This is a genomic window from Micromonospora sp. ANENR4 (genome assembly GCF_015354395.1).
Classification (GTDB): Bacteria; Actinomycetota; Actinomycetes; order Mycobacteriales; family Micromonosporaceae; genus Micromonospora; species Micromonospora aurantiaca.
On the sequence record NZ_JADKYQ010000011.1, the window covers coordinates 154,855 to 173,549 of the forward strand.

An 18,695-nucleotide genomic window follows, 5' to 3' on the forward strand; every position below is an offset into this window, starting at 1 on the left:
CGGCATCGTGAGTTTGGAACCTGGCTGGTACGTCGACCCCGCCGACACGGAGACCCGCAGGTGGTGGGACGGCGAGGGCTGGATCGGCGCGCCGATCCCGGTCGACGTCACCCCGCCCGACGGCCCGCCGCCCCCCGAACCCGAGCCCGCGCCGGCCGCCTCGACGCCCGCCGCCGGCCAGCAGGCCACCGGCCCCGGCGGCCGCCCCGACGCGACCACGACGTCCGGCACGCCCGGCGGTCCGGGCGGACCGAGCCCGTGGCCGGGTCAGCCGGGTCAGCCCGGCCAGGGCGGCCCGTGGCCGGGACAGCCGGGTCAGGTGAACCCGTGGCCGGGTCAGCCGGGTCAGCCGGGCCAGCCCGGGCAGCCGGGGCAGGCCGGGCCGGGCACGCAGGGACCGCCGCCGGGCTGGCCGTACCCGCACTGGCCAGGTGCGCAGCCGGTCCCGCGTCCGCACGGGCTGCCGCTCGCGTCGTACGGCGCCCGGCTGGTCGCGCGCCTGATCGACTTCGGCGTGGTGTTCCTGCTCAACGCCGTGGTCAACGGCTGGTTCGTCTGGCGCTACGTCGAGGCGGTCTCCCCGTACCTGCGCGAGTCGGTGCGCCGGGCGCTCAACGGTGACACGTCCACCGAAGGGCTGCCCCAGATCGACGACCAGGCCGGCGGCCTCCAGATCGCGATTCTGGTGATCGCCACCGCGCTCTGGTACGCGTACGAGGTGCCGTCGATGGCGGCGCGCGGCCAGACCTTCGGCAAGCGGCTGATGGGCATCCGCGCGCTGCCGGTCGAGGCGGACCAGCCACTCGGCTTCGGCCGGGCCACCCGGCGCTGGAGCACGCTCGGCCTGCCGACGCTGCTCTGGTACTGCTGCGGGCTGGGCCTGGTGCTCCAGCTCATCGACGCGGTCTCACCCCTGTTCGACCATCCGCTGCGCCAGGCCCTGCACGACAAGCGGGCGCAGACGGTGGTGGTCCAGCTCCCCCGCAAGCGTGACACCCGTACCACCCCGCCCGAGAGCGCCGACACCCCGGGAGACACCCCATGACCGAGACCGGACGCCAGCAGCCCGCGCTGCGGCTCACCCGCGCCGACCTGGACGCGCTGCCCAACTACGTGCCCGGCCGCAGCCCGGCCGACCTGGCCCGCGAGCTGGGGCTGGCCGAGGCGATCAAGCTGGCCAGCAACGAGGTGCCGTACGGCCCGCTGCCGGGCGTGGTGGAGGCGGTCGCGGAGGCGGTGGCCGGTTCGCACCGCTACCCGGACATGGGCGTGGTGGCGCTGCGTCAGGCGCTCGCCGAGCGGTACGGCGTGGACGCCGACCGGATCGCCACCGGCTGCGGTTCGGTGGCGCTGGCCGAGCACCTGGTGCGCGCCACCTGCCTGCCCGGTGACGAGCTGCTCTACTCGTGGCGCTCCTTCGAGGCGTACCCGATCATCGCGGCGACCAGCGGCGCGACGAGCGTGCGGGTGCCGAACGACGCCGGCCACGGCCACGACCTTTCCGCGATGGCTGCGGCGGTGACCGACCGGACCCGGATGGTGCTGGTCTGCAACCCGAACAACCCCACCGGTACGGCGGTGCGCCGGGCCGAGCTGGACCGCTTCCTCGACGCGATGCCGGACGACGTGCTCGTGGTGATCGACGAGGCGTACCGGGAGTTCGTCACCGACCCCGAGGTGCCGGACGGCCTGACCTACCTGGACCGGCCGAACGTGGCGGTGCTGCGCACGCTGTCCAAGGCGTGGGGCCTGGCCGGTCTGCGGATCGGCTGGCTGGTCGCCGCGCCGGAGGTGGCCGCCGCCGTGCGCAAGGTGGTCACTCCGTTCTCCACCAGCATGGCGGCCCAGGCCGGCGCGCTGGCCGCGCTGGCGCAGGCCGACGAGGTGGAGCGGCGCTGCGCGCTGGTGGTGGCCGAGCGGGACCGGGTCACCGAGGCGCTGCGCAAGTTCGTCCCGGACGTGCCGGACAGCCAGGCCAACTTCGTCTGGCTGCCGCTGGGCGAGCGGGCGGTGGAGTTCGGCCGGGCGTGCGAGGCGCGCGGCGTGATCGTCCGCCCGTTCCCCGGCGACGGTGTCCGGGTCACCATCGGCACCCCGGCCGAGAACGACGCGTTCCTGGCCGCCGCAGAGGCCGCGCTGGCCTGACCGGGCGCGCCCGGCGTCGGTCCGTCAACCCCCTACGGACCGGCGCCGGGCGTCCGGATCAGGTCACGGCGAGCAGCACCGGCTCGGCCATCAGGAAGTAGCCCTGGTCGTCGTCCTCCGGAGCGGCCTGCTCCCGCAGCCGCTCCACGGCGACGTAGCCGTCCACCGCGTACGCCCGGCCCGGCCGCCAGCCGATCCCGTCCCGTCCCAGGTCGAGCACGAAACTGGACCGGGTGGTGCCGGTCAGCGGGTCCACGGTGACCAGTTCCCGCCGGTCGGTCAGCAGATGCACCCGTCCCGGCTCGGTCGCCAGCACCCGCGCCGGGTGGATGTCCGCCCGGCGCCACAGCTCCTCGCCGGTACGCGCCGAGCGTCCGACCACCACCGGGCCGGACGTGTCCACCGCCCGCTCACCGTCCAGCACCGTGTCCGGGTGGTCCAGGCCCGGCGCCGCGGCCGGCTCGCCCGGGTCGGTCACCAGCCAGCCCCGGCTGCCCGCGCCGTCCGGCCCGGCGGTACGTAGCCCACGGCAACCGGAGTGCCCGTGCGGGCAGCCCACAGGCGTGACGACGAGTTGCTCCGGCGCGTCCGGCGGCCGCCAGCGGGTCCGCACCGTACCGGTCGCCGCGTCCCGCAGCTCGACCGCGGCCGGGCCGTCGCAGCTGTCCACCCCGACCAGCTCGCCGCTGGCGGTGGTGCCCACGTCGGACCGGCAACCGCTGCCCACGTCGACGCGCCAGAGCCGGCGGCCGTCGGCGAGGTCGTAGCCGCCGAGCCCGCCCGGACCGGCCGCGAGCAGCACGGTCCGCCCGTCCGCAGCGCGCGCCACGTGCAGCCCGGCCGGATCCCAGACCGTGCCGGCGAAGGTGCGTCGCGGCTCCGGCACCGACCCGGGCCGCGGGCCGTCCGCCCGCCAGGCCACCCGACCGGTACGCGCGTCGAGCGCCACCAGCTTGCCGTCGGACCAGCGGCTGACCACCGTGGTTCCCTCGGCGAGCACTCCGACCAGCGTTGCCGGCCAGCGGCGGAAGGACCAGAACGGGGTGACCCGGTGCCGACCGGTGACCGGCTGGTCGGCGTACACCTGACGGGCGCCGGCGTAGACGCGGAGGCGGCCGTCCACGACGAGCGGCGCCACCGGCAGCCGCGCGAGCACCCCGGCGGTCGGCGCGGGCACCTCCGGGTACGACTTCCGGGCCGGGGTGTCGACCTCGGCGGGCGACAGCACCCGGACGACCACGGCGACCGACGCCGCGACGGCGAGCACCGCCACCAGCGCCACCACGGCCCGCCGCCTCGCGGCCTTCGCCATCCGTCACCTCCGCCCCGGCACCCTACCGGCCGTGTGCGGGCGGGGTGCGGGGAGCGGCCGGGTCGGCTCAGGCGGCCTCGGTGGATCGGTCGGAACCGGCGGCCAGCGCCAGGTCGGCCAGGTCACGCCGGAGCGCGCCCTCGACCGCGCGGGCCGCCAGGCCACCGAGGATCAGGGCCAGCACCCGCCCGTACGCCCGGGTCGGCACCGCCTCCTGCTCGACCGTGACCTCGGTGCAGCCGCGCCGCCGCCGCTCGACGGTGCGCAGCGTCCAGGTGATCCGGTAGTCGGCGCCGGCGCCGCGCGACCCGAGCACCAGGCGGCCGGGCGCGACCGCCTCGATCACCTCGAACTCCTCCGGCTCGGTGCCGCCGTCCGGGCGGACGCGGGTCTCCCGCCACACGGTGCCCGGTCCGAAGCCGCCGGTGCCGACGACCTCGACCGCGTCCACCGCCGAGAGCCAGTCGGCGCGGGCCGGGAGGTCGGTGAGCAGCCGCCACAGGTCGGCGTCCTGCGCTTCGATGAATGCGGAAACCGTCACCGTCGACATGGCACCTCCCGTGTCGTACACGGTACGGGCCGTGACCGGAAACGGGGAGCCTCCCGGTGACATTTCCACCACCGGCGCCCCGGCCGGGGCACCGGTGTGGGCGCGAGCGGTCAGCCTCCGAACGTGCCGCCCCGCAGCGCGGTGACGAACGCGGCCCAGCCCGGCGGGCTCACCGCGAGCGCGGGGCCGTCCGGGTCCTTCGAGTCGCGTACGCCCACCACGCCGTGCGCGGCGACCACGTTCGTCGCCACCTCGACGCAGAGACCCTGATCGTTCGAGCGGCTGCTGGTGCGCCAGACGGCACCGGTCAACTCGGTCATGCTCGATCCTTCCTCTCGGCTTTCGCTGGTACGCCCGGCCCGGCACCGCGGGCGGCTCCCGGGAGGAGCCACCGGCCGGGGCGTACGTGATCCGGAGCGATCAACGGCGAAGGAAACGGCCCCGGTCGCACATCGGGTGCGACCGGGGCCGGTTCGGAAGGTCGGATCTCAGCGGGCCGGGAGGATCGTCCCGGTGACCTCGCCCAACGCGACTGTGGTGCCGTCCGGGCCGGGCGCGGTGGCGGTGATCGTCACCGTGTCGCCGTCCTCCAGGAACGTCCGCTCGCTGCCGTCGGCGAACTTGACCGGCTCGGACCCGCCCCAGGTCAGCTCCAGGAACGACCCGACCTGGCCGCGCTCCGGACCGGAGACGGTGCCGGAGGCGTAGAGGTCGCCGGTACGCAGCGACGCGCCGTTGACGGTGAGGTGCGCGAGCTGCTGCGCCGGGGTCCAGTACATGCCGGCGAACGGCGGCTCGGCGACCCGCTCGCCGTTCCACTCGACCGACAGCGTCAGGTCCAGCCCGACGCGCGGGGTGTCGCGCAGGTAGTCCTGCACCGGCGGGTCCTGGTCCGGCGCGGGTACGAACGCGTCGGCCAGCGCCTCCAGCGGCGTCACCCAGGCCGAGACGGAGGTGGCGAACGACTTGCCGAGGAACGGTCCGAGCGGCTGGTACTCCCACGCCTGGATGTCCCGGGCCGACCAGTCGTTGACGAGCACCACGCCGAAGACGTGGTCGGCGAAGTCGGCCACCGGCACCCGCTCGCCGAGCCGGCTCGGCACGCCCACCACGAAGCCCACCTCGGCCTCGATGTCCAGCCGTACCGAGGCACCGGTGGTGGGGCCCTGCGCGCTGGCCCGCTGGCCGGTCGGGCGGATCACCGGGGTGCCGGAGACGACCACCGTGCCGGCCCGGCCGTGGTAGCCGATCGGCACGTGCTTCCAGTTCGGCAGCAGCGGCGGCTGCCCGGGCCGGAAGATCTGCCCGACGTTCGAGGCGTGGTGCTCCGAGGAGTAGAAGTCGACGTAGTCGGCCACCTCGAACGGCAGCGCCATCTCGACCTCGCGCAGCGGCACCAGCAGCGGCTCGACCGCCGCCCGGTGCTCCGGCTCGGTGAGCAGCTCGACGACCCGCTGCCGGACCGCCGTCCACTGCGGACGGCCGAGCGCCATGAAGGCGTTGAGCGCCGGCTCACCCAGCGCGCCGCCGGCCAGCACCAGACCGGCGGCCTCCGCGCCGGCCAGGTCCAGCGCGAAGTCACCGATGCGGACGCCGATACGCGGCTCGCCGCCGCCGTGCCGGAACACGCCGTACGGCAGGTTCGTCACCCCGTACGGCGACCCCGCCGCCCCTGGTACCCAGGTCATGCCTCGTAGCCTCCGTTCACCAGCCCCAGCCGGATCAGATCGGTAAGTGGTTCGGAGATGCTGCACGAGCCGTACCCGACCCAGAGCGGGCGCTCGGCGTCGCGGTGCGCCCGGGCCGGCTCGACCACCCGTACCGGGTCGGTGGCGGCGAGCAGCTCGGCCACGCCGTCCACCTCGGCTCCCCCGACGGCGGCGAGCGTCGCGCCCAGCACGTTGACGAAACCGTGGTGGTTGAAGCCGGTCTCCGGGTCGCGGTGCCGGATCGCGTGGTGCAGCCCGGCGGTGAGCTTGAACGGCAGCTTACGGTCCCGGCACGCGCAGATCACCGCGGCCAGCTCGACCGGGGTGGGGAACAGTTCGGCGGCGAGCCCGCCGGTGCGGAACTTGGCGGCCACCGGCAGCCCGGCGGCGCGTGCCTCGGCGAGCGTGTCGAGCGCGCCCATCAGGCCGAAGGTCAGCGGGATCTCCGCGTACACGGCGGTGCCGGCGAGCCGGCCGGCGAGCGCGAGCAGCTCGGACAGCCCGGGTTGCGGGTCCTCGCCGCGCTTGGCGACCGGCGCCTCGATCTGCCGGGCGGCCAGCCCGTCGGGCGCGAGCGCGTCCAGCGTCTGCGGGAGCTGGTCCAGACCGGTGTCGCCGATCAGCCCGATGACCAGGCCCTCGGCCGGGTCCACCAGGCCGCTCAGTGATCCGCGCTGGATCTCCGAGGCGGGCAGCAGCAGCGGGCCGACCATGTCCGCGTACCAGGCGGTGCGGTGGGTGCGGTGCGCGGTCACCGCGTCGGGCAGCGGGGCGTTGCCGGGTGGGAAGACCGCGGCGTCGTCCACCAGGCCGGAGAGGAGGCGGGGCACCTGCGTTGACACGAGACAAGAATGTACGGGACGCTACGAGGAACGGACAACAGCGTCCGATTATCGGACGCCCTCGGCCGGAGAACGGGACATATCGGGAGGCGAGATGCCGTACTACCGCAGGGTCGGCGACGTGCCGCGCAAGCGCCACACCCAGTTCCGCCAGCCCGACGGCACGCTCTACGCGGAGGAACTGGTCGGCCAGGAGGGCTTCTCCTCCGACTCGTCGCTGCTCTACCACCGGCACGCGCCGACCGCGATCCTCGCCGCGCAGGAGTACGCCCCGCCCACAGTCACCCGCGTGCCGAACCTGCCGCTCAAGCCGCGTCACCTGCGCACGCACAAGCTCGACGGCACCGGTGCGGACCCGGTGCTCGGCCGGCAGTACCTGCTCGCCAACGACGACGTACGCATCGCCTACGTGCTAGCCGACCGGCCGTCGCCGCTGTTCCGCGACGCCACCGGCGACCACTGCCTCTACCTGGAGGCCGGGTCGATGCGTGTGGAGTCGCCGTTCGGCGTGCTCGACGCGGTCGCCGGCGACTACGTCGTCATCCCCACCTCGACCATCCACCGCCTCGTGCCCACCGGCGACGAACCGACCCGGCTGCTCGCCGTCGAGGCGTCCGGCCACATCGGGCCGCCCAAGCGCTACCTCTCCGTACGCGGCCAGTTCCTGGAGCACGCGCCCTACTGCGAGCGCGACGTCCGGGGACCGGACACCCCGCTGCTGGTCGACGGCGAGGAGGTCGAGGTGCTGGTGCGGCACCGTCGCGGTTGGACGAGGTACGTCTACGCCAACCACCCGTTCGACGTGGTGGGCTGGGACGGGCACATGTACCCGTGGGCGTTCTCCATCCACGACTTCGAACCGATCACCGGGCGGATCCACCAGCCGCCGCCGGTGCACCAGACGTTCCAGGGCCCGAACTTCGTCATCTGCTCGTTCGTGCCGCGCAAGGTGGACTACCACCCGGCCGCCATCCCGGTGCCGTACAACCACCACAACGTCGACTCCGACGAGATGCTGTTCTACACCGGCGGCAACTACGAGGCCCGGCGCGGCTCCGGCATCGAGCAGGGCTCGATCTCGCTGCACCCGTCCGGCTTCACGCACGGCCCCCAGCCGGGTGCCGCCGAGCGGTCGATCGGTGCGGAGTTCTTCGACGAGCTGGCGGTCATGGTGGACACGTTCCGCCCACTGGACCTCTGCGACGCGGCCGCCGCCTGCGAGGACGACGGCTACGCCTGGACCTGGGCGCGCAAGTCCTGACGTACGCGAGAAGGGGCCGCGCCCGGCACGGACGCGGCCCCTTCGCACGCGGTCGTCAGAACGTGGACGCGTCGATGACGAAGCGGTAGCGGACGTCGGAGGCGAGCACCCGCTCGTACGCCTCATTGATCTTCTCGGCACCGATCACCTCGATCTCGGCGCCCAGCCCGTGCTCGGCGCAGAAGTCGAGCATCTCCTGGGTCTCCGCGATGCCGCCGATGTTCGACCCGGCGAACGACCGCCGGGCCGGGATCAGCGAGAACGCGTGCACCGACAGCGAATCCTCGGGCGCGCCCACGTTGACGAGCGTCCCGTCCACCGCGAGCAGCCGCAGGTACGCGTCCATGTCGAGCGTCGCGCTCACCGTGTTGATGATCAGGTCGAACGAGCCGGCCAGCTCGGTGAACGTGTCCTCGTCCGAGGTCGCGTAGTAGTGGTCGGCGCCGAGCCGCAGCCCGTCCTCCCGTTTCTTCAGCGACTGCGACAGCACAGTCACCTCGGCGCCCATCGCGTGCGCCAGCTTGACGGCCATGTGGCCGAGACCGCCCATGCCGATCACCGCGACCCGGCGGCCCGGCCCGGCGTTCCAGTGCCGCAGCGGCGAGTACGTGGTGATGCCGGCGCAGAGCAGCGGCGCGGCCGCGTCCAACTCGATGCCGTCCGGGATGCGCAGCACGAAGTCCTCGGTGACCACGATGGCCTGCGAGTAGCCGCCCTGGGTCGGCTCGCCGTCCCGCCCCACCCCGCCGTACGTGCCGGTGCTGCCGTTGAGGCAGTACTGCTCCAGCCCCTTGCGGCAGTTGTCGCACTCCCGGCAGGAGTCGACCAGGCAGCCGACGCCGACCCGATCGCCGACGGCGAACCTGGTGACCGCGGAGCCGACCTCACGCACCACGCCCGCGATCTCGTGACCCACCACGATCGGGTAGCGGGTCGGGCCCCACTCGCTGCGCGCGGTGTGGATGTCGGAGTGGCAGATGCCGGAGAACTTGATGTCGATGAGAACGTCGTCCGGTCCGAGATCGCGCCGCTCGATGGTGGTCGGGGCGAGCGGTTCGGTCGCGGACGTCGCCGCATAGGCGTTGACGGTGAGCACTGGTTCCCGCTTCCTTCAGCCGGTGTTTCCGGTCCTCCTACCCGCTCACCGGCGAGCGAACGCGGTGAATCCGGCCACCACCGACGCGGTGATCGCCCCGACCAGCGGCAACGGGCCGCCGACCAGCGCGTACACGAGCAGCAGCACCACCGCGGCGGCGGCCGCGTAGACCGGCACGACCAGGCCGCGTGACATCGCCTCCCGCAGGCCGGGCCGCCACGTCGCCGGGCGACGCAGCAGCACTGCCGTCCCGGCCACCGCCAGCACCGCGAACAGCCGGGACGCGCCGGTCGAGGCCGGGGCCAGCGCGGCGACCAGCACGCTCGCGAGCAGCGACCAGCCGGCCACGGACAGCAGGAGCCGCCGGATGCCGTCGTCCACCGTCCGCGCCGGGTCGGGACGTGCCACCGGCAGGTCCGCCAGCGCGGTCAGGTGTTCCAGCGTCTCGGCGTACCGGCGGCGTTCCAGCCGGGCCATGCCCACGTCCTGCCCCGCGTCACCCAGCTCCGGGTCCAGCCGCAGCGCCTCCCGGTAGGCCCGCTCGGCCAGGTCGAACAGCTGCAGCCGCACCGCGACCAGGCCGAGCACCAGGTGCGCCTCCGGCTCGTCCTGGGCCAGCTCCACCCCGCGCCACGCCGCGTCCAGCGCCGCCTGCCCGTTGCGCGACGCGGAGAGGATGGCGGCGGCACTGCGCTGCGCGTACGCGTCGCCCGGCGCACGCGCCAGGATCTCGTCGGCGGTGGCCGCGGCGGGCTTCCAGTGTTCGAGGTCGAGGAGGGCGAACCCGCGCGCCACGAGCGCCGGCACCGCCTCGGGACCGGCGGTCGCCTCCTCGACGGCGGTCTCGGTGGCGGCGAGCGCCTCGGCCGGGCGGTCGGCGGCCAGGTGCATCCGGGCCAGCATGGTCAACGCGGGCAGGTGCCCGGGCTCGTCCGCGAGCAGCGCGGTGAGTTCGCCGATCCCCTCGTCGTAGCGCCCCAGCTCGGCGAGCAGGTGGGCGCGTTGCAGGTAGCCGTCGGCGGCGGACTGGTCGGGAGCGGCGTCACTCGGCATCCCGGCGAGCGTATCCGCCCGGCCCCACCGCGCGCCGAGGGTGCCCCGCGTCAGGCACTCCGGCAGGACGCGCCCGCCCGGCCGCCGCACGTCCCCAGGCTGCACCACCGGCGCAGCCCGCTCTCGTCCAGGAACAGCCACCCGCACCGCCGGTCCGGGCAGACCCGCACCGTGAACCGGGCCGGATCGGCGAGCAGTTGCGCGCCGCTGAACGCGGCGGCGTGCACCGGCAGCCGCAGCCCGGCCGCCAGGTCCGGCCACCACCTGCCGCGTCCGTCGGCCTCGCGCCGGAAGACGAGCGTACGAGCGGCGGCCTCGGCGGCCCGTGCGACCGTCTCGAAGGCCGGTCCGTCGTCCGGGTCGACCAGGCTGGCGTAGAGCGCCGCGCGGAGCGTACGGGCCTCGTCGAGCACCGCCTCCGCCGCTGGCGGGTCACGGCGCGCGAGGTGCAGCAGGCGGTTCGTCGAAACCTCGTCCACCAGCCCGACATGGCCGGCCCAGACGGCAAGGGTGCGGTAGCCGCGCAGCCACTCGGCGCCGGGCAACGGAGGCTCGTGTCCCCACCCGGCGAGGGTGTTGCAGAAGTCCAGGGCCGGATGGCCGCCCACGCTCCACGGCAGGCTCTCGTCGTTCACCCGGATCTCGTGCATCGGCCGGTCGACCCGGTCCAGGCGGTCGTCGCCCGCGAGCACCCGCCGCTGCACCTCGCGGAGCCGGAGCCCCGGCTCGACGCCGAAGTCGGCCGCGAGCAGGTCCCGGGTGGCGCGGTAGAGGCGCAGCGCGTCGGCCCGCCGGGCACCCCGGTACAGGGCGGTCATCAGGACTGCCACGAGGTGTTCCCGCGTAGGGTGTTCGGCGGCCAGCGGCATCAGTTCGGCGATCGCCCGCGTGTGCCGGCCCAGCGCGAGCTGCGCCTCGGCCCGTAGCTCCACGGCCACCAGCCGTAGCTCCTCGACAGTGCCGTGCAGCCGGTGCCGCAGCTCGTCGTCCGCCGCGTCGGCGAGCAACGGCCCGCGCCAGAGGGCCAGCGCCCGGTCGAGCGACCGCACCCGCTCGGCGGGATCGGCGGCTCTCCCGGCCCTCCGGACCAGTTCGGCGAACTCGTCGACGTCGACCCGGTGCCCGTCCTCCTCCACCGCGTAGCCCTCGCCCCGGGTGCTGATCCGCACCCCGTACGGATGGAGCGAGCCCCGCAGCCGCCCGATGTACGTCTGCACCGCACTGCGCGCCGTGGCCGGCGGCCGGCCGTTCCAGAGCAGGTCGATGAGGCGGTCGGTAGGCACCACCCGGCCCACGTCGAGCAGCAGCACCCCGAGCAGGCAACGCTCCTGGCGCCGGCTGCCGACCTCGACCGGCCGGCCGTCGTGGCGGGCCTCGAACGGCCCGAGCAGGCGGAACTCCATACCGAACAGGACGATCCGGCCCGAGCCGGGGGTTGTCGCCCGGCGGTGATCGCGTGGTGAGGAGCTCGGCCGGCCGGGTCCGCCCGCTCGACGGCTGCGGCTCGACGCGGTGAGCCGGTGGTGATCCGGCCCGGTGATGCTCGCCGTCCGGACCAGCGACGAATGGAGTGCAACATGCGGTTCAGGATGAGTATCGCGGTGGCGAGCGTCGTGGCGGCGGTTGTCGCGGGCCTGCCCGGCTCGGCGTCCGCCGCGCCGGAGCGGCATCCCGCCCCGGGTGCCTGGGAACCGGCACCCCAGGAGCCGTTCGAGATGCCGGCGGGCGCGCGGTGCGAGTTCGCGGTACGGGTCGAGCCGATCGTGGACGAGGTTCGGAAGCTGACGATCGAGACCTATCCGGACGGCGCACCGAAGCGGGAGTTGTTCACCGGCGCCCTGATCAACCGGGTGACGAACCTGGAGACCGGTGCCACCTCGACGGCGGACGCGAGCGGCACCGCCCTCGTCGTCTACCGCACCGACGGCTCGATGACCTGGTACGTGACCGGGCCGGTGCTGCTCGGTTTCCGGGAGAACGCCGGCACGCTGCCGAAGGGGCTGTGGATCGTCGACGGCCGGTTCCGGGTGGAGTTCTCCCCCACCTACGACAAGACCATCACGATGCTCCACGGCACTACTCACAACGTCTGCACCGACGTCGACTGATCGGGTGACGCGGTGACCGGCGTCCCCGGTCACCGCGTCAGTCGGCCGGAGCCTCGTAGACCAGAGCCACCGCGATCCCGGCGAGCCCCTCCCCGCGCCCGGTGAAGCCCAGCCCGTCTGTGGTGGCCGCGGAGACGGTCACCGGCGCGCCGACCGCCCCGGAGAGCACCCGCTGCGCCTCCTCCCGGCGCGGCCCGATCTTGGGACGGTTGCCGACGACCTGCACCGACACGTTGCCGATCTGGAAGCCCGCCGCCCGTACCCGGCGTGCGCTCTCGGTCAGCAGCGCCACCCCGGAGGCACCGGCCCACTCCGGCTGGTCCACGCCGAAGTTCGCGCCCAGGTCGCCGAGCCCCGCGGCGGAGAGCAGGGCGTTGCAGGCCGCGTGCGCCGCCACGTCGGCGTCGGAGTGCCCGGCCAGGCCGTCCTGGTCCGGCCAGTGCAGGCCCGCGACCCAGCAGGGCCGCCCGGCCGCGAACGCGTGCACGTCGGTGCCGACAGCCACCCGAGGAACGATCATGATCAGAGGGTACGCGCCGCAGATCCCAGGAGCCGGGTGGACGACGGCCGTCAGGCGCCTGTGGTCAGGAGGCGCTCGGCCAGGGCCATGTCGAACGGGCGGGTGATCTTCAGGGCCAGCTCGGAGCCCGGCACGCACATGACCGCGCCGCCCTGCTTCTCGATCAGCCCGGCGTCGTCGGTGAGCGCGTCGCCCGCCGACCGGTGGGCCGCGATCAGCGCCGACCGGCGGAAGCCCTGCGGCGTCTGCACCGCCCGCAGCGCGGACCTGTCGACGGTGCCGAGCACCCGCTCGGTCGCGTCGACCTCCTTGATCGTGTCGACCACCGGCAGCACCGGGATCACCGCGTCGTGCCCGTCGCGGACCGCCGCGGCCACCGATTCGACCAGGTGTGGCGGGGTGAGTGCGCGGGCCGCGTCGTGCACGAGGACGATCTCCGGACCGGCGGGAACCGCTGCGAGGGCCGCCGCCACCGACTCCTGGCGTTCGGCGCCACCGGGCACCACAGTCACCGGGGCCACGGGTGCGAGCATCGCGCGTACCGCCTCGACCTCGGTCGCCGGCGCGGCCACCACGATCGTGTGCACCGAGGGCGCGGCGGCGATCCGGCGGACCGCGTGCACCAGCAGCGGCTCACCCGCGAGCAGCCGGAGTGCCTTCGGGGCGCCGGGTCCGAGGCGTACCCCGGCACCTGCCGCAGGAACGAGGACCGCGACGTCACCGCGCGGATTGAGCTGCGCGGTCACGTCGCGGTCCTCGGATTCGTTCGCTGCGGGGTGGGTAGAGGCAGAGGCGTGGATCAGGCCTCGGTCAGCACCTTGTCGAGCAGCGTCTCGGCCTCGTCCTTGGTGCTCTTCTCCGCCAGCGCGACCTCGCCGACGAGGATGTCACGAGCCTTGGCGAGCATCCGCTTCTCGCCCGCCGACAGGCCCCGCTCCCGCTCCCGGCGCCACAGGTCGCGGACGACCTCGGCCACCTTCAGCGGGTTTCCGGAGGCCAGCTTCTCCAGATTCGCCTTGTAACGCCGCGACCAGTTGGTCGGCTCCTCGGTGTGTGGTGCACGGAGCACGTCGAAGACCTTGCCCAGGCCCTCTTCGCCGACCACCTCGCGCACACCCACGATCTCGGCGTTCTCGGCGGGAACCCGGACCGTCAGGTCACCCTGTGCGACCCTCAGGACGAGGTATTGCTTGGGCTCGCCCTTGATGACCCGAGTCTCGATTGCCTCGATGAGTGCGGCCCCGTGGTGGGGGTAAACAACGGTCTCGCCGACACTGAAAACCATAGGTTCGAAACCCCTTTCGCTGTGTCTAGGGTAACACGCTCAGGCACCGATGTCTCACCGCTGTCCTGACCGTTGGCGCAGCTCAGGGGCCCTGTGAGAGGTATTTCTTCAGCTTGACAGGCGGTCAAACCGATGGTTTCGACACGCTCCGTGAGGAACACGTGACAACCCGGTACGGGGTGACGGGAGCGTCCAGATCTAGGGCAATGCGCTCCTTCCATGGTAGCTCCGCAACTCCGTCCGCGCCCAGGTGTGGCGTTACGGCGGTCGGTGCGGGACGCTGGTGAGGGACGTGACGTCCGCTCACCGAGACGTTCCTGGGGGTCCGATGGGCGTGCCTGACGCTGACGGCCAGGGGCCGCCGGACGGGCTGCCCGGCCTGCCTCCGGAGTGGGGCCGGGTGGTCGTCCCGGACGACGCCTCGGCGCTCGCCGACGAGGCCCGGCAGGTCCGCCGGGAGTTGCGCCGCGCGCGGCAGGGCTCCGGCCGGCGTACCGTTCCGGCCCGCCTCGGGCTACCGGTGCTGGTCCTGCTCGTGTCGGTGCTCGTCACACTCGCCGGGCTGGCCGCCGTCACCTGGCCGCGTACCACCACGCGGTCCGGCGCGCCGACGGTGCTCCCCCGCTCCACCACCGCGCCGCAACCGGTCGGCCCACTGCCCGCGCTGGACCTGGTCGGCGCGGACGACACGCCGGTACCGCTGCGCAGCCTGCTACCCGCCATGATCATCCTGGTCGACGCCTGCGCCTGCGCCGAGCAGGTCGGCACCGCGGCGCGCGCCGCGCCGCCCGGCGTCACGGTGGTCACCGTGACCGAGGGCCGCAGCGCCGGACCCGCGAGCGTCCCCGGGGTACGCCCGCTCGGGGACCCGGCCGGCGGCCTGCGCTCCTACGTGCACCTGTCCGCCCATCCCGGCACCGCCGCCGCGCTGCTCGTGGACCGGCAGGGCTCGCTGGTCCGGGTGGTGCCGGAGCTGGGCCCGCTGTCGGACTACGGCGCCGACCTGGCCCGGCTGGGCAACTGAGGGCCGGCGCGACAGCGGTCAGTAGAGCGCTTCGAGTCGGGCGTCCAGTTCGGCGCGGCCGCGTACGCCGCTGAACCGCACCAGCACCGGCGCGCCGGTGCCGCCCAGCAACGGCAGTTCCAGTCGCCCGCCGCACCGGAGCACCCGCTGCGCGTCGCCGGTCCCCGCGCCGGACAGCTGCACGGCGACCGCCCCGTCCCCGGAGCAGCTCACCGACAGGCGGTAGTCGTCGCCCCGCGAGGGATTCACCTGCCGGACGACGGGCGGCCCGTCCGGCGTCAGGTCGGACGTCTCCCGCCACACCACGTGCGACACCTGGAGCACACGCGAGGTGCCGTCGTCCTCGACCCGGATCACCACCGACCGGTCCGGCGCCGTGGCCGGCCCACGGAGTGCCAGGGGCGTCGGATCGCGCCCCGGTCGTGCCGGCCAGGCATCGCCTGTCGAGGGGTCGACCCGCCAGGTGCGGGCGACGGGTTCGGCGCTCGCCGGCGGCACCGGCACGGCCGTGGCCGCGCCCGGCTCCGGTGCCGCCGCCCGCCACCAGGCCGCGCCGGCCGTCAACGCCAGAACGGTCAGGACGGTCAGCGGTACCCGTCCGTCCCGCTCATCGGAGGCCATGACGGCAGCGTATCCGCGCGGCCCGGGCGGGGCGAGCCGTCAGCCCACCCGTTCCAGCAGCACCGCGTAGAGCGTCAGGCCCGGTCCGAACGCGAGCATCACCACCCAGCGCGGCGGCGCCGGCTCCGTACGCCACAGCCGGTCCAGGATCAGCAGCACGGTCGGGGACGAGCAGTTGCCGTGCTCGGCGAGCGTGCCCCGGGAGGCGGCGAGGCCGTCCGGCGGCAGGGCCAGCTCACGCTCCACCACGTTGAGGATCCGCGGCCCGCCCGGATGCACCGCCCAGCCGTCCACGTCGGAGCGCTCGCACCCGTGCCGCGCCAGCAGCTCGTCGATCAGCGTCCGCACGTGCCGCGACAGCACCTGCGGCACCTTCGGCGACAACCCCATCCGGAAACCGGTGTCGGTGACGTCCCAGGTCATGTGGTCGGCGGTGGAGGTGTCGGTGACCGAGGTGACCTCGCGCAGCGCGTACCCCCGGCCGCCGGGGACGACCACGGCGGCGACCGCGGCGTCCGAGAACAGCGCGTGGGAGACGATCTGCTGGGTGTCCACGCGGGCGCCCGGCGGCTGGATGTGCAGGCTGGTCAGCTCCGCGCAGAGCAGCAGCGCGGGCCGCCCGCGGGCGGTGACGAAGTCGCTCGCCGCGCCCAGCCCGGGCAGGGCCGCGTAGCAGCCCATGTGCCCCACGAACATGCGCTGGGCGCTCGGGGACATGCCCAGGTCCCGGGCGAGCAGGATGTCCAGCCCCGGGGTCGCGTACCCGGTGCAGGAGCAGACGATGAACAGCCCGATGTCGGAGGCGTCCAGGCCGGCGGCGGTGAGTGCCCGGCTGACCGCCTCCTTGCCGAGCGGCAGCGCCTCGACCTGGTAGCGGCGCATCCGGCGCTCGGTCGGCCACTCCGAGACGTCCTCCAGCAGCGGGTTGACCGCCGCCTGCCGCCGGCTGACGCCCGAGTTCGCGAAGATCCGCTCGGCCAGCGCCCTGGTGTTCCCCTGGAAGTGCTTCGCGAAGAAGCCCGTCCACAGTTCGTCCTGCATCGCGGCCGGCGGTTGCGCCGTACCCAGACCCGCGATCACCGGTGTGCCCACGTCCCCCACCCCTCCCTCATCTCTCGCACCGACTCCTGGTCACCCGGCAGCCTTTCGTTCGCGACTGCGGGGCTCGCAAAACCGGCTCGCTCCTCGCGCTTCACCAACGAGGGAGCGCGCTGTCCCGGTCCGGGTCGCCGCCCAGCGCGGCGATGCCGAGCCAGTCGGCGCACACGTCGGACGTGGCCGGATGCAGCGAGCCGCAGCGGGCGTCCCGGTAGAGCCGTTCCAGCGGATGCCCGCGCCGGGTCGCCGACGTACCGGCCGCCTCCAGCATGGAGGCCGCGACGTCGGCGGCGGTGGTGCCGGCGAGCAGCTTGGCCCGCCACACCCAGCGGTTCGTCTCGGCGTCGCCGGGCGCCTCGTCGACCCGGCGGGCCGCCTCGGCGACCACCAGTTCGGCGGCGGCGGTGGCCGCGTCGGCCCGGCCCAGGCGGGCCCGCACCGCGGGCAGCCCGGCGAGGTTGCGGGCGTTGAGGTGCTCGGCCGCGGCGTCGATGGCGGCCCGGGCCACGCCGACGTAGACCGCCGCATAGCTCGCCACCAGCCAGTGCGGCATGAGCTGGGCGACGACCAGGGCCAGCCCTTCGACGCCGCCGAGCAGCCGGTCGGCCGGGACCGTCACGTCCAGGTGCACGTCGTGCGAGGAGGTGGCCCGCATGCCGAGCGAGTCCCAGGTGGGCTCGACGGTGATCCCGTCCCCCGCCGGGACCAGGAACTGCGACACCACCGACTGGTCGGCGGCGCTGCGGGCAGCCACCAGGTAACCGTCCGGGTGCCCGGCGCCGGAGCAGAACGTCTTGCTGCCCTTGATGTGCCAGCCGCCGTCGACCGGCTCGTAGACGGTGCTGAGCTGCGACAACCGGGCACCGGCGCCGCGTTCGCTCATCGCGACCGCGTACCAGGCGCCGTCCGCAGCCGCGCGCAGCAGCCGGTCCCGCGCCGCCAGGGCCTCGTCCGGTACGCCGAGCGCCTCGGCCAGTTCCTCGGTGACCGCGCCCAGCGCCCCGGTGACCGAGGCGTGCATGTTGAACACCAGCGCGGTGGCGCCGTTGCCCCGGGCCAGTTCGGTGGCGACGGCGGCGTACTCGGCGAAGCTCGCGCCCGTACCGCCCAGCTCGGGGGGCACCATCAGGCCGAACAGCCCGGCCGCCCGCAGGTCCGCGAAGTCGTCCACGGGGAACGAGCCGTCGCGGTCGTGCTCGGCCGCGCGGGCGGCCAGTCGCGGCGCCAACCGGCGGGCCGCCTCCAGCGCGTGCACAGTCATGTCGCCCCCTTCTCGGCGTCCTTTACCCCGGGCCGCCCCGGCTACCCGCCCCGGCGCCCCCAGCCCTGGTACAGCACCGCTGTCGACCGGGTCGGCACGATGCGCGGTTCGGTCCGGCCCGGACGGTCGGCGCCGCCGCGCATGCGGCGCAGCAGCCAGGCCAGCGTGCCGCCCAGCTGCGGGCGGACCCCGCGCACCGTCAGCGACACGCCGTGCCGGGCGCACTCGGCGACCAGCGCGCGGGCGTCGACGAACAACCGCGGATCGTGGATGCCGCGCGGCACCGTGGGCAGCCGTTCGCCCAGTTCCACAGCGACGAGCCGGGCCAGCAGCGTGTCGTTGAGCGTGTCCAGCACCAGCAGGCCACCAGGGCGCAGCAGCCGGCACGCCTCGGCGACGGCCCGCCGCCAGTCCGGTACGTGTTCCAGCAGCTCACCGGCGGAGACCACAGCCGCGCAGCCGTCGGCCAGCGGCACCGCCGTGGCGTCGGCCTGGACCACAGTCACACCGTGCGCGGCGGCCTGGTCGAGCGCGGAGCGGGTCAGGTCCACCCCGACGTGGCGGTAGCCCTTGCCGGCCAGGTGCGGCGCCAGCAGCCCGGCGCCGCAACCCAGGTCGACGAGCAGGTCGTCCGGCGTGGACGCCGCCGGTACCAGCGCCGCCCGGGCCCGGGCCAGCCAGTGCAGCATCGCGAACGCGCCGTCCGGCCGCCACCACTCGCCGGCCAGGTCGTCGTACTGCCGGGGGTCGTTCGGCGGCAGCACCCGGTACGGAGTGGACACCGGCGACGCGTCGGGCATGCGTCGAGCG

20 protein-coding genes are annotated in these 18,695 nt (G+C 74.4%); 5 read left to right on the forward strand and 15 right to left on the reverse strand.

Annotated elements, in window-relative coordinates:
• The first annotated feature begins 7 nt into the window (after window positions 1-7).
• Complete coding sequence (locus IRY44_RS20635; RefSeq protein WP_194801917.1) at window positions 8-1,045, forward strand: RDD family protein; 1,038 nt, start codon at window positions 8-10, stop codon at window positions 1,043-1,045.
• The gene (hisC, locus tag IRY44_RS20640; RefSeq protein ID WP_135242305.1) at window positions 1,042-2,145 is read left to right on the forward strand and encodes a histidinol-phosphate transaminase; all 1,104 of its coding nucleotides are present in this window, start codon (window positions 1,042-1,044) and stop codon (window positions 2,143-2,145) included. Before IRY44_RS20635 ends, hisC begins: the two co-directional genes overlap by 4 nt.
• A gap of 58 nt (window positions 2,146-2,203) precedes the next feature.
• Here the strand turns inward: hisC and IRY44_RS20645 are convergent, their stop codons facing one another.
• The 5 genes from IRY44_RS20645 to IRY44_RS20665 all read right to left on the reverse strand — a co-directional run bounded on the left by IRY44_RS20645 (window position 2,204) and on the right by IRY44_RS20665 (window position 6,558).
• Window positions 2,204-3,457 carry a PQQ-binding-like beta-propeller repeat protein gene (locus IRY44_RS20645; RefSeq protein ID WP_194801918.1) on the reverse strand — a complete coding sequence of 418 codons (1,254 nt, stop codon included), beginning with the start codon at window positions 3,455-3,457 and terminating at the stop codon, window positions 2,204-2,206.
• Window positions 3,458-3,524: 67 nt separating this feature from the next.
• Complete coding sequence (locus IRY44_RS20650) at window positions 3,525-4,007, reverse strand: SRPBCC family protein (RefSeq protein WP_135242307.1); 483 nt, start codon at window positions 4,005-4,007, stop codon at window positions 3,525-3,527.
• A gap of 110 nt (window positions 4,008-4,117) precedes the next feature.
• Window positions 4,118-4,327, reverse strand: coding sequence for a DUF397 domain-containing protein (locus IRY44_RS20655; protein WP_194801919.1), 210 nt, complete (start codon window positions 4,325-4,327; stop codon window positions 4,118-4,120).
• A 168-nt stretch (window positions 4,328-4,495) separates the two neighbouring features.
• The gene (gene fahA / locus IRY44_RS20660; protein ID WP_194801920.1) at window positions 4,496-5,695 is read right to left on the reverse strand and encodes a fumarylacetoacetase; all 1,200 of its coding nucleotides are present in this window, start codon (window positions 5,693-5,695) and stop codon (window positions 4,496-4,498) included.
• A complete protein-coding gene (locus IRY44_RS20665; protein ID WP_194801921.1) occupies window positions 5,692-6,558 on the reverse strand; it encodes a hypothetical protein in 867 nt (288 codons plus the stop codon). Before IRY44_RS20665 ends, fahA begins: the two co-directional genes overlap by 4 nt.
• Before the next feature lie 94 nt (window positions 6,559-6,652).
• On the opposite strand from IRY44_RS20665, the gene IRY44_RS20670 reads away from it, so the two are divergent.
• Window positions 6,653-7,819, forward strand: a complete 1,167-nt coding sequence (locus IRY44_RS20670; RefSeq protein ID WP_194801922.1) for a homogentisate 1,2-dioxygenase — start codon at window positions 6,653-6,655, stop codon at window positions 7,817-7,819.
• Between the two features lie 55 nt (window positions 7,820-7,874).
• Here the strand turns inward: IRY44_RS20670 and IRY44_RS20675 are convergent, their stop codons facing one another.
• The 3 genes from IRY44_RS20675 to IRY44_RS20685 are packed head-to-tail and all read right to left on the reverse strand — an operon-like array spanning window position 7,875 to window position 11,371.
• The gene (locus tag IRY44_RS20675) at window positions 7,875-8,915 is read right to left on the reverse strand and encodes an NAD(P)-dependent alcohol dehydrogenase (protein WP_194801923.1); all 1,041 of its coding nucleotides are present in this window, start codon (window positions 8,913-8,915) and stop codon (window positions 7,875-7,877) included.
• A gap of 45 nt (window positions 8,916-8,960) precedes the next feature.
• Window positions 8,961-9,968 carry a lipopolysaccharide assembly protein LapB gene (locus tag IRY44_RS20680; protein ID WP_194801924.1) on the reverse strand — a complete coding sequence of 336 codons (1,008 nt, stop codon included), beginning with the start codon at window positions 9,966-9,968 and terminating at the stop codon, window positions 8,961-8,963.
• Between the two features lie 50 nt (window positions 9,969-10,018).
• Window positions 10,019-11,371 (reverse strand): BTAD domain-containing putative transcriptional regulator, encoded by a 1,353-nt coding sequence (locus IRY44_RS20685; RefSeq protein ID WP_194801925.1) that lies wholly within the window; start codon window positions 11,369-11,371, stop codon window positions 10,019-10,021.
• A gap of 174 nt (window positions 11,372-11,545) precedes the next feature.
• Here IRY44_RS20685 and IRY44_RS20690 point away from each other — a divergent pair, with 174 nt between their 5' ends.
• Complete coding sequence (locus IRY44_RS20690) at window positions 11,546-12,076, forward strand: hypothetical protein (protein ID WP_194801926.1); 531 nt, start codon at window positions 11,546-11,548, stop codon at window positions 12,074-12,076.
• A gap of 37 nt (window positions 12,077-12,113) precedes the next feature.
• Here IRY44_RS20690 and ispF read toward each other — a convergent pair whose 3' ends face one another.
• The 3 genes from ispF to IRY44_RS20705 are packed head-to-tail and all read right to left on the reverse strand — an operon-like array spanning window position 12,114 to window position 13,881.
• Window positions 12,114-12,599: a 2-C-methyl-D-erythritol 2,4-cyclodiphosphate synthase gene (gene ispF / locus IRY44_RS20695; protein ID WP_194802006.1), complete on the reverse strand. Its 486-nt coding sequence runs from the start codon at window positions 12,597-12,599 to the stop codon at window positions 12,114-12,116.
• Window positions 12,600-12,646: 47 nt separating this feature from the next.
• Window positions 12,647-13,342 (reverse strand): 2-C-methyl-D-erythritol 4-phosphate cytidylyltransferase, encoded by a 696-nt coding sequence (gene ispD / locus IRY44_RS20700; RefSeq protein ID WP_194801927.1) that lies wholly within the window; start codon window positions 13,340-13,342, stop codon window positions 12,647-12,649.
• 53 nt (window positions 13,343-13,395) lie between these two features.
• On the reverse strand, window positions 13,396-13,881 hold the full coding sequence (locus IRY44_RS20705; protein ID WP_007073334.1) for a CarD family transcriptional regulator: 486 nt from the start codon (window positions 13,879-13,881) through the stop codon (window positions 13,396-13,398).
• Between the two features lie 328 nt (window positions 13,882-14,209).
• Between IRY44_RS20705 and IRY44_RS20710 the strand changes: the two genes are divergently transcribed.
• A complete protein-coding gene (locus IRY44_RS20710; protein ID WP_194801928.1) occupies window positions 14,210-14,905 on the forward strand; it encodes a hypothetical protein in 696 nt (231 codons plus the stop codon).
• Window positions 14,906-14,923: 18 nt separating this feature from the next.
• Here IRY44_RS20710 and IRY44_RS20715 read toward each other — a convergent pair whose 3' ends face one another.
• The 4 genes from IRY44_RS20715 to IRY44_RS20730 form a co-directional block, all read right to left on the reverse strand.
• Complete coding sequence (locus IRY44_RS20715) at window positions 14,924-15,526, reverse strand: hypothetical protein (RefSeq protein WP_194801929.1); 603 nt, start codon at window positions 15,524-15,526, stop codon at window positions 14,924-14,926.
• A 39-nt stretch (window positions 15,527-15,565) separates the two neighbouring features.
• Entirely contained in the window at window positions 15,566-16,627 is a 1,062-nt protein-coding gene (locus IRY44_RS20720) for a type III polyketide synthase (protein ID WP_194801930.1), read from the reverse strand.
• A gap of 91 nt (window positions 16,628-16,718) precedes the next feature.
• Entirely contained in the window at window positions 16,719-17,885 is a 1,167-nt protein-coding gene (locus IRY44_RS20725; RefSeq protein ID WP_194801931.1) for an acyl-CoA dehydrogenase family protein, read from the reverse strand.
• A 41-nt stretch (window positions 17,886-17,926) separates the two neighbouring features.
• The gene (locus tag IRY44_RS20730; RefSeq protein ID WP_194801932.1) at window positions 17,927-18,685 is read right to left on the reverse strand and encodes a methyltransferase domain-containing protein; all 759 of its coding nucleotides are present in this window, start codon (window positions 18,683-18,685) and stop codon (window positions 17,927-17,929) included.
• Window positions 18,686-18,695 lie beyond the last annotated feature (10 nt).

Bases quoted from the DNA above. Each gene is read 5' to 3' on its own strand.
- IRY44_RS20715 (WP_194801929.1), bottom strand. From the start codon at position 15,526: ATGGCCTCCGATGAGCGGGACGGACGGGTACCGCTGACCGTCCTGACC.
- IRY44_RS20690 (WP_194801926.1), top strand. From the start codon at position 11,546: ATGCGGTTCAGGATGAGTATCGCGGTGGCGAGCGTCGTGGCGGCGGTT.
- IRY44_RS20680 (WP_194801924.1), bottom strand. From the start codon at position 9,968: ATGCCGAGTGACGCCGCTCCCGACCAGTCCGCCGCCGACGGCTACCTG.
- IRY44_RS20645 (WP_194801918.1), bottom strand. From the start codon at position 3,457: ATGGCGAAGGCCGCGAGGCGGCGGGCCGTGGTGGCGCTGGTGGCGGTG.
- IRY44_RS20725 (WP_194801931.1), bottom strand. From the start codon at position 17,885: ATGACTGTGCACGCGCTGGAGGCGGCCCGCCGGTTGGCGCCGCGACTG.
- hisC (WP_135242305.1), top strand. From the start codon at position 1,042: ATGACCGAGACCGGACGCCAGCAGCCCGCGCTGCGGCTCACCCGCGCC.
- IRY44_RS20685 (WP_194801925.1), bottom strand. From the start codon at position 11,371: ATGGAGTTCCGCCTGCTCGGGCCGTTCGAGGCCCGCCACGACGGCCGG.
- IRY44_RS20650 (WP_135242307.1), bottom strand. From the start codon at position 4,007: ATGTCGACGGTGACGGTTTCCGCATTCATCGAAGCGCAGGACGCCGAC.
- IRY44_RS20670 (WP_194801922.1), top strand. From the start codon at position 6,653: ATGCCGTACTACCGCAGGGTCGGCGACGTGCCGCGCAAGCGCCACACC.
- IRY44_RS20710 (WP_194801928.1), top strand. From the start codon at position 14,210: ATGGGCGTGCCTGACGCTGACGGCCAGGGGCCGCCGGACGGGCTGCCC.
- IRY44_RS20655 (WP_194801919.1), bottom strand. From the start codon at position 4,327: ATGACCGAGTTGACCGGTGCCGTCTGGCGCACCAGCAGCCGCTCGAAC.
- IRY44_RS20730 (WP_194801932.1), bottom strand. From the start codon at position 18,685: ATGCCCGACGCGTCGCCGGTGTCCACTCCGTACCGGGTGCTGCCGCCG.
- fahA (WP_194801920.1), bottom strand. From the start codon at position 5,695: ATGACCTGGGTACCAGGGGCGGCGGGGTCGCCGTACGGGGTGACGAAC.
- IRY44_RS20705 (WP_007073334.1), bottom strand. From the start codon at position 13,881: ATGGTTTTCAGTGTCGGCGAGACCGTTGTTTACCCCCACCACGGGGCC.